The following is an 11809-nucleotide window of genomic DNA, read 5'->3' as shown; positions in this document are numbered from 1 at the left end:
TTGTGATGGTTCATGACTCTTATGCAAGCAAGAATCAATCCATTCTACGGCACAAAGCCGCTGACTTGCCAGCGGAAGCGGCCCGCCGCTAGTGTTTAGCAACGGGCCGCGCGGGGAATCAGCCGATTTCGGCGTCGTACTCGCTCAGGCGCTTGGCCACGCGCGGCGCCAGTTCATGGGCGGCGGTGACGGTCATCTCCAGGTCGTGCAGCTTGCCGTCCTTCAGGCCGTAGACCCAGCCGTGCACCGTGACGTTCTGGCCGCGGTCCCATGCATCCTGGACGATGGTGGTCTGGCAGACGTTGGACACCTGCTCCACCACGTTCAGCTCGCACATGCGTTCCGCGCGCAGCTTGCTGGTCAGCACATCGCCGAGGTAGCGCTCGTGCTTCTGGTGCACGTCCTGCACGTGGCGCAGCCAGTTGTCGGCCAGGCCGACGCGGGTGCCGGTCATCGCCGCGTGCACGCCCTTGCAGCCGTAGTGGCCGACGATGATGACGTGCTTGACCTTCAGCACATCGATCGCGAACTGCAGCACCGACAGCGCGTTCAAGTCCGAGTGCACCACCACGTTGGCGATGTTACGATGGACGAAGACGTCGCCCGGCGCCAGGCCCAGCAGCTCGTTCGCCGGCACGCGGCTGTCGGAGCAGCCTATCCACAGGTACTCCGGCGAAGCTTGCTGCGCCAGGCGGTTAAAGAAGTCGGGGTCGCGCTCGACTTCCGATTCGGCCCAGCGGCGGTTGTTGTCCAGCAGGTCGCGCAACGGGGAATTGCTGTTGTCCAGATCACTCATAATGCTCCTCTCGTACATAAGAAGACCGCCGGTCCACCCGAAAAGGGTGGCGCGGCGGTCCGATATTACCAAGTCTGCATGACGTCGCAGTTACTCGAAACCTTTATTCAAAAAAGTCCTTCACCTTGTCGCGCCAGGTTTTGCTTTGCGGGCTGTGCTTGGAGCCGCCTTCGGTGGTCAACTTCTCGAAGTCGCGCAGCATGTCCTTCTGCTTCTCGGTCAGCTTGACCGGGGTCTCGACCGCCACGTGGCAGAACAAGTCTCCCGCGAAGCCGGACCGCACGCCCTTGATACCCTTGCCCTTGAGGCGGAAGGTCTTGCCCGACTGGGTGCCTTCAGGGATCGTGAACGACACTTTACCAGACAATGTCGGAACCTCGATGTCGCCGCCCAAAGCCGCCTTGGCGAACGAGATCGGCATTTCGCAATGCAGGTCGTCGCCTTCGCGCTGGAACACCGAATGCGGCTTGATGTGGATTTCCACATACAAATCGCCCGACGGTCCGCCGTTGGTGCCCGGTTCGCCGTTGCCGGACGAGCGGATACGCATGCCGTTGTCGATGCCGACCGGGATCTTCACTTCCAGCGTCTTGTTGCGCTTGATGCGGCCCTGGCCTGCGCAGGCGGCGCATGGCTCGGGGATGATCTTGCCGGTGCCGTGGCATTTCGGGCAGGTCTGCTGGATGCTGAAGAAGCCCTGCTGCATGCGCACCTGGCCATGGCCGGCGCAGGTCGAGCACGTGACCGGCGAGGTGCCGGGCTTGGCGCCCGAACCGTGGCAGGTGTCGCACTTGTCCCACGATGGTACACGAATTGTGGTGTCGAAACCGTGTGCGGCCTGCTCCAGCGTAATTTCGAGGTTATAGCGCAAATCAGCGCCGCGATATACTTGCGGGCCCTGGCTGCGGCCACGGCCGCCACCGCCGAAGATGTCGCCGAAGATGTCGCCGAAGGCGTCGCCGAAACCGCCGGCGCCGCCGCCGAATCCACCGCCGCCGCCCATGTTCGGATCGACGCCGGCGTGACCGTAACGGTCATACGCTTCGCGCTTCTCCGGATTGGTCAGCATCTCGTAGGCTTCTTTGACTTCCTTGAATTTTTCTTCCGACTCTTTGCTATCCGGATTGCGGTCCGGATGGTATTTCATCGCCAGTTTGCGATACGACTTCTTGATCTCGTCTTCCGACGCGTTTTTGGCGACACCAAGTGTCTCGTAGAAATCTCGCTTTGCCATATTGTCGGCACCTTGCTGTATTGAATACTGATGTACTGTTTATGCTAAAAAGCCGAGCCGGCGCCGCTTACACGGCCACACGGCTCGGCGCTGTCGTCCCCGCGCATGCGGGGACCCATGCTGAGTGTCCTCGTCCAGCTCAGCATGGATTCCCGCTTGCGCGGGAATGACATGTCTTACTTGCTGTCTTTGACTTCTTTGAAGTCGGCGTCGACCACGTCGTCCTGCGGCTTGGCCTGCTCGGCGCCTGCGCCAGCCTGCGCGCCCTCGGCACCGCCGCCGGCGGCAGCTTGCTGCGCCTGCATGTCAGCGTACATCTTCTCGCCCAGCTTCTGCGAGGCGGTCGACAGCGATGCCACCTTGGCGTCGATCTCGGCCTTGTCGCCGCCTTTGATCGAACCTTCCAGGTCGGTGATCGCGGCTTCGATTTTTTCCTTCTCGCCGGCTTCCAGCTTGTCGCCGTATTCGGTCAGCGATTTGCGGGTCGAGTGCACCAGCGCGTCGGCCTGGTTGCGCGATTCGGCCAGCTCTTTCACTTTCTTGTCTTCTTCGGCGTTGACTTCGGCGTCCTTCACCATCTTCTGGATCTCGGCTTCGGTCAGGCCGGAGTTGGCCTTGATCGTGATCTTGTTTTCCTTGCCGGTGGCCTTGTCTTTCGCGCCGACGTGCAGAATGCCGTTGGCGTCGATGTCGAAGGTCACTTCGATCTGTGGCGTGCCGCGCGATGCCGGCGGGATGCCTTCCAGATTGAATTCGCCCAGGCCCTTGTTGCCGGCCGCGATTTCACGCTCGCCCTGGTAGACCTTGATGGTCACCGCAGGCTGGTTGTCGTCGGCGGTCGAGAACACTTGCGAGAACTTGGTAGGAATCGTGGTGTTCTTGTGGATCATCTTGGTCATCACGCCGCCCAGGGTTTCGATACCCAGCGACAGAGGGGTGACGTCAAGCAGCAGCAAGTCCTTGCGCTCGCCCGACAGCACGGAGCCCTGGATCGCGGCGCCAACGGCGACGGCTTCGTCCGGGTTGACGTCCTTGCGCGGGTCTTTGCCGAAGAACTCTTTGACTTTTTCCTGCACCTTAGGCATGCGGGTCATACCGCCGACCAGGATGATGTCGTCGATGTCGGTGACCTTGACGCCGGCATCCTTGATCGCGATGCGGCATGGTTCCATGGTCGCGTTGATCAGTTCCTCGACCAGCGATTCCAGCTTGGCGCGGGTCATCTTCAGGGTCAGGTGGACCGGCGCGCCGTTCGCCATGGCGATGTACGGCTCGTTGATTTCGGTCTGCTGCGACGACGACAGTTCGATCTTCGCGCGCTCGGCCGAAGCCTTGATGCGCTGCAGGGCGATCGGATCTTTTTTCAGGTCCAGGCCGTTGATCTTCTTGAACTCGTCGATGATGTAATCGATGATGCGCTGGTCGAAGTCTTCGCCGCCCAGGAAGGTGTCGCCGTTGGTCGACAGCACTTCGAATTGTTTTTCGCCATCGACGTCGGCGATCTCGATGATCGACACGTCGAAGGTACCGCCGCCCAAGTCATACACGGCGATCTTGCGGTCGCCCTTGTCGGTCTTGTCCAGGCCGAAAGCCAGCGCGGCCGCGGTTGGTTCGTTGATGATGCGCTTGACGTCCAGGCCCGCGATACGGCCGGCATCCTTGGTTGCCTGGCGCTGCGAGTCGTTGAAGTACGCAGGCACGGTGATGACGGCTTCGGTGACTTCTTCACCGAGGTAGTCTTCCGCCGTTTTCTTCATCTTGCGCAGCACTTCAGCCGAGATTTGCGGCGGCGCCAGTTTTTTGTCGCGCACGCCGATCCATGCATCGCCGTTGTCGGCTTTCATGATCGAGTAAGGCATCAGGCCGATGTCCTTCTGCACTTCTTTTTCGTCGAACTTGCGGCCGATCAGACGTTTGACGGCGAACAGCGTGTTCTTCGGGTTGGTCACAGCCTGGCGTTTCGCCGGCGAACCGACCAGGATTTCACCATCTTCTTGGTAAGCAATGATCGATGGCGTCGTACGCGCGCCTTCGGCGTTTTCGATTACCTTTGGCTGACCATTTTCCATGATGGAAACGCAGGAATTCGTGGTTCCCAGATCGATACCGATAATTCTACCCATGATTTTTCTTCCTTATTTGCTAAAGTTCAGATGGTACTAATATGTGGAAAAGCTATATGTTTTCAAGTGCTTAGTGCAACGAAATTTTTGTTCGTCGCGGCACTGCCGCGACTCACTACTTTGCTTGCGCCGCAGTCACGATGGCGGGACGCAGCAGGCGGTCCGCGATCATATAGCCTTTTTGCAGTACGGAAACTACCGTATTGGCTTCCTGGTCGGCAGGCACCACGGCGACGGCCTGGTGCTTGTTCGGGTCCAGTTTGTCGCCCTGGGCTGGCAGGATCTCCAGCAGGCGGTTTTTCTCGAACGCCGACGACAGCTGCTTGAGCGTCATTTCCACGCCTTCCTTCAGCGATTCGATCGACGGCGTTTCGACTTTGAGCGCCATTTCAAGGCTGTCCTTGACCGGAACCATGGCTTCGGCGAAGCTTTCAACGGCGAATTTATGGGCCTTGGCCACGTCTTCCTGGGCGCGGCGACGGATGTTTTCACCGTCGGCCTTGGCGCGCATGAAGGCGTCGTGCATCTCGGCCAGTTTTGCTTCGGTGGCCGACAGCTGCTCCTCCAGCGTAGGCTGGTCAGCATTCGATGGCGGGGCCGACGCAGCGGCTGCTGCCGCCTCTGGATTAGGTACGGCTTGGTTTTCCTGATCTTGCATCTATAGACTCCTACTATCGTATTTGTTTGACATTACGTTTCTTACCGCACTCGCAGCAAATGGGGCGATAACCTATGTTTTCAAGGGTTATTCTGCCCGTTATTTCATCACCGCTACCGCACGCTGCCCCACAAGCGGCCTCATGTAACACGCGTTACAAAACTTCGTCTGTGCAGGCTCTACTTTTTTGCACCGCAGCGGCTAAGATGTACTAATGACAACCGTCGCGGCAGTTTTCCGGGAGCGCCTCACCATGAAGTTGCCACTGATCGCAGCATCCATCCTGGTGTACATCGTCTTGGCGACGGCATGGATCTGCTATGCCGACTTCCCCTTCAGCCGGCTATTTTAACAGGCTGGCACTCGTCACCCGCAAGTGCTGATTACGCTGTCCGGACGGAGTTGTGGCGAGATTGCCTCTTTTCAGTCGGCGGCGCCCAGTTTGAGGGCGGCGGCGCGGCCGATCTCCGCATCTTTCTTCACTTCATCATGCTGGGATGCAACCATCTGCGTCGGCCAGCCGATCATGTGCTGTTCGGCAATTTCCGCCAGGGCGGCGATCCAGGCCGGCGCTTCGTTCAGGCAGGGGATGTAGTGGAATTCGCGGCCGCCGGCCTGCTCGAAGTCGTGCCGCACTTCCATCGCGATTTCTTCCAGGGTTTCCAGGCAATCGCTGATGAAGCCGGGACACAGCACGTCGACGCGCTTGACGCCGTCGCGCGCCAGTTGGGCGATGGTGGGCGCCGTGTAGGGTTGCAGCCACTCGGCCTTGCCGAAGCGCGACTGGAAGGTGACGACATATTGATCTGGCGTCAGTTTCAGGGCGTCGGCCAGCAGGCGCGCGGTCTTCAGGCATTCGCAGTGGTAGGGATCGCCCAGCATCAGCGTGCGCTTGGGCACGCCGTGGAAGCTCAGCACCAGCTTGTCCGGGCGGCCGTGGGCATCCCAGTGCGCCTGCACCGACTGGCGCAGCGCGCGGATGTAGCCGTCATGGTCGTGGTAGTTGCGCACGAAGCGCAGCTCGGGGATGTTGCGCACCGCGCCGTAGTGGTCGAACACGGCGTCATAGATCGAGCCGGTGGTGGTGCCGGAATACTGCGGATAGGCCGGCAGCACGGCAATGCGTTCGACGCCGTCGGCCTTCAGCTTGGCCAGCACTTCGGGCAGCGACGGCGAGCCGTAGCGCATGGCCATCGCCACGGTCAGGTTCTGGTGGCCGCGTTCGCCCAACGCGCCGCGCAGCAGCATGGCCTGGGCGTCGGTGTGGACTTTCAACGGCGAGCCTTCGCGGGTCCAGATCGACGCGTACTTCTTGGCCGACTTACCGGAGCGGAACGGCAGGATGATCAGGTTGAGGATGAACCACCACACGGCGCGCGGAATCTCGACCACGCGCGGATCGGACAGGAACTCCTTCAGATAGCGGCGCACTGCCGAACGGGTCGGCGCGTCGGGCGTGCCCAGGTTGACCAGCACGATGGCGCTACGGCCAACCGTGCCGTGCTTGTAGGGAGGTTCTTTTAAGAAGGTCATGGAAGCCAATGGCAGCGTGTATAGGACAGCTTGCCATTATAGTTAGCCTAGCGTAGCGATGGTTGGAAATCGGCGTCGGTGACCATGCCGAAGCCAAACCCGTCCGCCAGCAGGCCGGCGATGATGGCGTCCAGGCTTTTCAAGGTGTGCGGATGAATTTCATGCATCAGGATGATGCCGCCGCGGCGCGCGCGGGCGGCGGCCAGCACGTGGCCGACGTAGTCGTTCATGAACTGGGGCGGCACGCCGCAGGAAATCGCTTCGCGCGCGTCGATGGCGCCGGTGCGGTCGTAGGCCCAGTCGCAGGAGTCGATATGCCAGCCGACGATCTTGTAGCCGTGCTCGCGCACCAGCTGGTTGGTCTCGCAGGTCGAATTGCCATACGGGTAGCGGAACAGCTTGGGGCCGTCCGCGCCGGTCAGGCTGTCGGTGCGCAGCACTTCTCCGGTCTGGCGGGCGACGTCGATGTCGTGGAAGTTGGGATGGCTCCACGAGTGATTGGCGACGACATCGTGGCCGGCCGCACGCACCCTGGCCACCAGCTCGGGATACTGCTGCGCCTTCTCGCCGATCATGAAGAAGGTCGCGTGGACCTTGTACTTCTTCAGCACTTCCAGAATGTTGTCGGTGCCGGGCGCGGTGGGGCCGTCGTCGAACGTCAGCGCGACGCGGTTCAGCGGCGGCGGCGTGGCGATGTCGGACTCGTAGCGGCAGCTGCTCGCCAGCACCGCCGGCTCCACGGTCAGGCGCTCGTTGAGGCGCTTGAAATGGTGGTGGCGGATCGCCGCCGATTCGTCTTGCGGTACAGGCGCTGCCGCCGGCTGGATTGGTTCGGCGGCCTGCGCGCCTTGACAGGCGGCGGCCAGCAGGATGAACAGCTGCGCCGCGCGTTTGTAAGAGAGTTTGAAAGAGATCATGCCGCCATTATAGTCAGGCCGGCGCCCAGGGGTTGGTCAGGCATGCTGTTCGCGGCCTGGCGGGCAAATACAGAATCTTGACGCGGGAGCCGACCGCAGGACCGGGATCCGGAGGATAGAACACGATGCCGTCGCTGCATTTGATTTCATCCGTGGCGCCCGCCGGCATATAGCTGAACTCCACCTGCCAGCCTTCGTCGGTTTGGTATAGACGTGTGACGGTGGCCTCCGCGGCGACGCCGTCCCGCTCCAGCCTGGCTCGCTGCATCGCCAGCAGCACACCGTACCAGGCCAGGCCCAGCGGCGCCGCGATGAACAAGGGCAGCCACCAGGGCATCGTCAGGAGGCCAGTAATTCGCGGGCGTGCTTGCGGGTGGTGGCGGTGATTTCCAGGCCGCCCAGCATGCGCGCCACTTCTTCGACGCGAGCCTTGGCATCCAGCACGTCGATGCGCGAAGCGGTCTTGCCGTTTTCCAGCGTGCCCTTGGCCACCTGGAAGTGCTGGCCGGCCTGGCTGGCCACCTGCGGCAAGTGCGTCACGCACAGCACCTGGCGCTCCTGGCCCAGCCGGCGCAGCAGGCGGCCCACGACTTCGGCCACGCCGCCGCCGATGCCGCTGTCGACTTCATCGAAGATCAGCGTCGGCGTGGTGGTGGCGTTCGAGGTGATCACCGAGATCGCCAGCGAGATGCGCGCCAGCTCGCCGCCCGACGCCACCTTGGCCAGCGACCGTGGCGCCACGCCGGCATGGCCGGCCACCAGGAACTCGACCTGCTCCAGCCCATGCGCGCCCGGCTCGCCGGCGTTGAGCGCGACTTCGAATCGGCCGCCCGTCATGTTCAGTTCCTGCATCGCCTGGGTGACCGCGTCGCTCAGCTGGCGGGCCGCCTTGGCGCGCGTGCCGGACAGGCGCTGCGCCTGCTCCATGTAGGCGGCCTTGAGTTTTTCTTCCTGCTTGCGCAAGCCTTCGATGTCGCTGGCGTCGGCGATCTGCGACAGGCGCTCGGCCAGTTTGCTGTGCTCCTCCGGCAGCTGCTCTTCGGTGACGCGGAACTTGCGCGCCGCCGAGTGGATCGCATCCATCCGCGCCTCCACCTTGCGCAGCCGCTCCGGATCGAGGTCGACCCGGTCCAGGTAATCGTTGAGCGCATACACGGCTTCCTGCAACTGGATGCGCGCCGGTTCGATCAGGTCGACGATGGCTTGCAAACCGGTGTCGATGCCGGCCAGCTTGCCCAGCTTCTGGTTCAGCGACGACAGCTGCGACAGGATCGGCTGCTCCTCCGCCTCCGAGATCACCGTCAGCGCCTCCTGCGCGCCCTCCAGCAGGCTGGCGGCGTGCGACAGGCGGCTCTGTTCATTGCTCACCTCCGCCCACTCGCCCGGCTTGACGGCCAGCTTTTCCAGCTCGTTGACCTGCCACTCCAGCCGCTCGCGCTCATACAGCACGTTGGCGGCGTTGGTCTCGAACTCCTCCAGCTGCTTGCCCAGCGCGCGCCAGGCGCGGTAGGCCAGCGTCACCGCCTTGACATCGCCGCCGGCGCCGGCCTGGCTGTCGAGCAGCACGCGCTGCGCCTCGGTCTTCATCAGCGACTGGTGCGCGTGCTGGCCGTGGATGTCGACCAGCATGTCGCCGATCTCGCGCAGCTGCGCCGCCGTCGCCGCGATGCCGTTGATGTAGGCCTTGCTGCGGCCGGCGTTGTCGATCACGCGGCGCAGCAGCGCGCCGCCCTCCTCCACCGCGAACTCGTTGGCGGCCAGCCAGTCGCGCGCCTGCTCGCTGAGCGCGAAGTCCGCCGTGATGTCGGCCTTGGCCGCGCCTTCGCGCACCACGCTGGCGTCGCCGCGGCCGCCCAGCGCCAGCGTCAGCGCATCGATCAGGATCGATTTGCCGGCGCCGGTCTCGCCGGTGAAGACGGTGAAGCCTGCGGAGAATTCCAGTTCGATGGTGTCGACGATGACGAAATCGCGGATGGACAGAGTACGGAGCATGGAGGCCTGGTGAGGTTAATTGAGTTTGCCTTCGGCGGAAGGATGTTCATTCCAGTGCAGCTTTTCGCGCAGCGTGTTGTAATAACTCCAGCCTTCCGGGTGCAGGAAGGTGATCGAGTGCGGCGAACGCTGGATGATGATCCGGTCCTGCGCGACCAGGCTGGCGAAGGTCTGCATGTCGAAGTTGACCGAGATGTCGCGCCCGCGCACGATCTCGATCACGATCGCGCTCGACTCGGGCAGCACGATGGGACGGTTCGACAGCGCGTGCGGCGCGATCGGCACCAGCACGATGCCGCCCAAGCTCGGATGCAGCAGCGGCCCGCCGGCCGACAGCGCGTACGCGGTGGAGCCGGTCGGGGTCGAGATGATCAAGCCGTCGGAGCGCTGGTTGTACATGAAGTGGCCGTCGACGTCGACCCGCAGCTCGGCCATGCCGGCGCCGGCGCCGCGCGACACCACGACATCGTTGACGGCCAGGCCGACGTGGATGGTTTCGCCGTTGCGCACCACGCGCCCTTCGAGCAGCGTGCGGCGCTCGGCCTTGTAGCGGCCGGCCAGGATCTTGGGCAGCACGTCGAGCATGGCGTCGAGCGGGATGTCGGTCATGAAGCCCAGGCGGCCCTGGTTGATGCCGATCAGCGGTACGTCGAACGGCGCCAGCTGGCGCGCGATGCCCAGCATGGTGCCGTCGCCGCCCATGATGATGGCGGCGTCGCAGTGGGCGCCGATTTCGGTGGCGCTCATCACCCGCACGCCCGCCATCTCGAAGCCGAGATGGGCGGCGGTCTGCTCTTCAAACACCGCCGTGTAGCCGTCCTTTTGCAGGAAATCGACCACGCTGCGCACCGATTCGGCGATGCCGTCGGTATTCTGGCGCACGACCAGTGCGATGGTTTGATAAACGGCGGGCGTGGCGGTCATAAAAATCTCGGCAAAAGGGTGAGGTCGGCGACACGCAGCAGAGTAACCCATAACGCCGGCTTCTGCCATCGCCCGCCCGCCTCACAACTGTACATTTAAACAGTATTTTGCGCAGTATAGTGTGCCGACGGCCAGACTGCAAGGACCTCAGTGGCCGCCGAGCGTCATGACCCCGCCCAGCATCGACAGCAGGATCGCCAGGCCGATCGCCATCGAATAGAAGGTCATCAGCGTGCCCCAGCGGAGGAACACGCCCCAGCGGCTGCCGCCGTACACGCGCCGCATGGCCCACGGCAGGTAGCCCAGCAGCCAGCACCACAGCACGAAACCAACGAGGCCAAACGGCACCAGCAGGATCACGCTGTAGATGAAGAAGGCGAAGGCGTTGGTGTGCAGCGCGAACAGCAGGTGCTCGCCGAAGCGCTTGCCCGAACCGAGGTACAGCACCTTGAGGAACAGCGCGAACACCGGCATCAGGCAGAAGATCGCATACGGCGCGTAGTGGTAGAAGCCTTCCGTGAAGACCTTGCCCTTTTCGCCGCCCGGCAGGTCTTCGAACGCCTGCCATTTGTGCCTGAGCTTGGGCCAGCGGTTCAGGAAATCACCGTCCTTGTCCAACACGGTGAAGTTGAGATCATTCATCTCCTGGTCCTTGCCCTTGCCCTTGTCGCTCGCCGTTGCGCGCGCGGCGGCGGTGGCCGATTCCTCCAGCTTGAAGTCCTTTTGCATGTCGCCGATCGCCGCTTCGGCGGCGGCCTTGCCATGCTGCTCTTCCGGCGTCAGCGCCTGGAGCTTCTCGGCCGCCTTGGCCTGCGCATCGGCGACCTTGCCGACCGCGTCCGCCGTACTGGACGCCACCACCGTCTCCGGCTTGTCGTTGTCGCCCACGCCCGGATTGAAGCCGCCGGAGAACTTCATGATCGCGAAGAACAGCAAGCTCAGCGTCAGGTACAGGCGCAGCGGCTGCACGAAGCGCACGCGGCGGCCGCGGATGTATTCCAGGGTCAGCGCGCCCGGCCGGAACAGCAGACGCATCACCGTGCCCCACAGCCTGCCCTCCAGCGCCACATAGTGGCCGACGAACTCGTGCAGGAACTCGCGCGTGCTGGCGTGGTGCAGGATGGCTTCCTGGCCGCAGTTCGAGCAAAAATGGCCGCTGACCACCGCCTCGCAGTTGGGGCAATTGGCCGGTGGCGCGTGGGCGTCGTGTTCCGAAGTCACAGCAGTGCTCATGCAAACATCCTGATCGTAGAGGCGTGGAAAAAAGTGAACAAATGATAAACGACTTCAGCCGATAGTTGTCAGGATTCAATGCTGCGACGGTGGAAAAAACAACTGGTTAAGATGGCTTACAACCACAGGATTTGGAGAACGTCATGAAAGACGCGCACGTCAACACGGACGCCAAGGTCGAGAACGACGGCGTCAAACGCCTGCCGCACGAGCGCGACGAAGCGCCCGACGCCCAGGACGCCAAGCCGCGCAACGTCATGAAGCAGGCCGCCAGCGACATCGAGCGCGGCCTGGTCGACACCGACCTGCACAACCAGCCCGGCGTGGAAAAAACCCGCGCCCCCGGTCCCGTCCCCGCCACCGCCCAGCCGCAACCCGGCAACAAACGCGACTGACCGG

The 11809-nt window shown here is 62.9% G+C and carries 11 protein-coding genes; 1 reads left to right on the top strand and 10 read right to left on the bottom strand.

Annotated elements, in window-relative coordinates:
• Positions 1-118 precede the first annotated feature (118 nt).
• From can to RUGAMON1_RS17290, 10 genes are all read right to left on the bottom strand, one after another.
• The gene (can, locus tag RUGAMON1_RS17335) at positions 119-796 is read right to left on the bottom strand and encodes a carbonate dehydratase (RefSeq protein WP_445231675.1); all 678 of its coding nucleotides are present in this window, start codon (positions 794-796) and stop codon (positions 119-121) included.
• 103 nt (positions 797-899) lie between these two features.
• Positions 900-2030 (bottom strand): molecular chaperone DnaJ, encoded by a 1131-nt coding sequence (dnaJ, locus tag RUGAMON1_RS17330; protein WP_166106693.1) that lies wholly within the window; start codon positions 2028-2030, stop codon positions 900-902.
• 176 nt (positions 2031-2206) lie between these two features.
• Complete coding sequence (dnaK, locus tag RUGAMON1_RS17325; protein WP_445231674.1) at positions 2207-4153, bottom strand: molecular chaperone DnaK; 1947 nt, start codon at positions 4151-4153, stop codon at positions 2207-2209.
• A gap of 115 nt (positions 4154-4268) precedes the next feature.
• Positions 4269-4811 carry a nucleotide exchange factor GrpE gene (grpE, locus tag RUGAMON1_RS17320; RefSeq protein WP_445231673.1) on the bottom strand — a complete coding sequence of 181 codons (543 nt, stop codon included), beginning with the start codon at positions 4809-4811 and terminating at the stop codon, positions 4269-4271.
• 423 nt (positions 4812-5234) lie between these two features.
• Positions 5235-6344 carry a ferrochelatase gene (gene hemH / locus RUGAMON1_RS17315; protein ID WP_445231672.1) on the bottom strand — a complete coding sequence of 370 codons (1110 nt, stop codon included), beginning with the start codon at positions 6342-6344 and terminating at the stop codon, positions 5235-5237.
• Positions 6345-6391: 47 nt separating this feature from the next.
• On the bottom strand, positions 6392-7261 hold the full coding sequence (locus tag RUGAMON1_RS17310; RefSeq protein ID WP_445231671.1) for a polysaccharide deacetylase family protein: 870 nt from the start codon (positions 7259-7261) through the stop codon (positions 6392-6394).
• A gap of 13 nt (positions 7262-7274) precedes the next feature.
• Positions 7275-7598 (bottom strand): DUF3592 domain-containing protein, encoded by a 324-nt coding sequence (locus tag RUGAMON1_RS17305; protein ID WP_445231670.1) that lies wholly within the window; start codon positions 7596-7598, stop codon positions 7275-7277.
• Positions 7599-7600: 2 nt separating this feature from the next.
• On the bottom strand, positions 7601-9253 hold the full coding sequence (gene recN, locus RUGAMON1_RS17300) for a DNA repair protein RecN (protein ID WP_445231669.1): 1653 nt from the start codon (positions 9251-9253) through the stop codon (positions 7601-7603).
• Between the two features lie 15 nt (positions 9254-9268).
• A complete protein-coding gene (locus RUGAMON1_RS17295) occupies positions 9269-10177 on the bottom strand; it encodes an NAD kinase (protein WP_445231668.1) in 909 nt (302 codons plus the stop codon).
• 147 nt (positions 10178-10324) lie between these two features.
• Positions 10325-11410 carry a DUF3667 domain-containing protein gene (locus RUGAMON1_RS17290; RefSeq protein ID WP_445231667.1) on the bottom strand — a complete coding sequence of 362 codons (1086 nt, stop codon included), beginning with the start codon at positions 11408-11410 and terminating at the stop codon, positions 10325-10327.
• Positions 11411-11553: 143 nt separating this feature from the next.
• On the opposite strand from RUGAMON1_RS17290, the gene RUGAMON1_RS17285 reads away from it, so the two are divergent.
• On the top strand, positions 11554-11805 hold the full coding sequence (locus tag RUGAMON1_RS17285) for a hypothetical protein (RefSeq protein WP_332854031.1): 252 nt from the start codon (positions 11554-11556) through the stop codon (positions 11803-11805).
• The last annotated feature ends 4 nt before the right edge of the window (positions 11806-11809 follow it).

Source organism: Duganella rhizosphaerae (genome assembly GCF_040364205.1).
In the GTDB taxonomy this organism is placed as follows: Bacteria; Pseudomonadota; Gammaproteobacteria; order Burkholderiales; family Burkholderiaceae_D; genus Rugamonas; species Rugamonas rhizosphaerae.
This window is presented reverse-complemented; position numbering and strand designations above follow the sequence as displayed.

Excerpts from the sequence above, each read along its gene's own strand:
- RUGAMON1_RS17310 (WP_445231671.1), bottom strand. The coding sequence starts at position 7,261 with ATGATCTCTTTCAAACTCTCTTACAAACGCGCGGCGCAGCTGTTCATC.
- hemH (WP_445231672.1), bottom strand. The coding sequence starts at position 6,344 with ATGACCTTCTTAAAAGAACCTCCCTACAAGCACGGCACGGTTGGCCGT.
- RUGAMON1_RS17305 (WP_445231670.1), bottom strand. The coding sequence starts at position 7,598 with ATGCCCTGGTGGCTGCCCTTGTTCATCGCGGCGCCGCTGGGCCTGGCC.
- can (WP_445231675.1), bottom strand. The coding sequence starts at position 796 with ATGAGTGATCTGGACAACAGCAATTCCCCGTTGCGCGACCTGCTGGAC.
- dnaJ (WP_166106693.1), bottom strand. The coding sequence starts at position 2,030 with ATGGCAAAGCGAGATTTCTACGAGACACTTGGTGTCGCCAAAAACGCG.
- dnaK (WP_445231674.1), bottom strand. The coding sequence starts at position 4,153 with ATGGGTAGAATTATCGGTATCGATCTGGGAACCACGAATTCCTGCGTT.
- RUGAMON1_RS17295 (WP_445231668.1), bottom strand. The coding sequence starts at position 10,177 with ATGACCGCCACGCCCGCCGTTTATCAAACCATCGCACTGGTCGTGCGC.
- RUGAMON1_RS17285 (WP_332854031.1), top strand. The coding sequence starts at position 11,554 with ATGAAAGACGCGCACGTCAACACGGACGCCAAGGTCGAGAACGACGGC.
- recN (WP_445231669.1), bottom strand. The coding sequence starts at position 9,253 with ATGCTCCGTACTCTGTCCATCCGCGATTTCGTCATCGTCGACACCATC.
- RUGAMON1_RS17290 (WP_445231667.1), bottom strand. The coding sequence starts at position 11,410 with ATGAGCACTGCTGTGACTTCGGAACACGACGCCCACGCGCCACCGGCC.
- grpE (WP_445231673.1), bottom strand. The coding sequence starts at position 4,811 with ATGCAAGATCAGGAAAACCAAGCCGTACCTAATCCAGAGGCGGCAGCA.